The sequence below is a fragment of the Bradyrhizobium sp. NBAIM08 genome, assembly GCF_020193935.1.
GTDB classification, from domain to species: Bacteria; Pseudomonadota; Alphaproteobacteria; order Rhizobiales; family Xanthobacteraceae; genus Bradyrhizobium; species Bradyrhizobium yuanmingense.
In genome coordinates this window covers 1-448 of sequence record NZ_JADYVR010000350.1, presented here as the reverse complement: position 1 = coordinate 448, position 448 = coordinate 1, and the positions used below count along the sequence as shown (strand labels likewise).

Annotated in this window: 1 protein-coding gene; it reads left to right on the top strand. The window is 52.7% G+C overall.

What is annotated here, in order from left to right; genetic code table 11:
• Positions 1–448, top strand: a 448-nt coding sequence (locus I6F37_RS39855) for a beta-propeller fold lactonase family protein (protein ID WP_225154357.1), incomplete at both ends; no start/stop codon positions are given.

Here is a 448-nt window from a genome sequence, read left to right as displayed (position 1 = left end):
CCGTTGAAGGGGCCGGCCCGCGTCATATGGTATTCCATCCAAACGAACAATATGCGTATTGCGTCAATGAGTTAAACAGCTCAGTGGATGTCTGGGAACTGAAAGATCCGCACGGTAATATCGAATGTGTCCAGACGCTGGATATGATGCCGGAAAACTTCTCCGACACCCGTTGGGCGGCTGATATTCATATCACCCCGGATGGTCGCCATTTATACGCCTGCGACCGTACCGCCAGCCTGATTACCGTTTTCAGCGTTTCGGAAGATGGCAGCGTGTTGAGTAAAGAAGGCTTCCAGCCAACGGAAACCCAGCCGCGCGGCTTCAATGTTGATCACAGCGGCAAGTATCTGATTGCCGCCGGGCAAAAATCTCACCACATCTCGGTATACGAAATTGTTGGCGAGCAGGGACTACTGCATGAAAAAGGCCGTTATGCGGTCGGGCA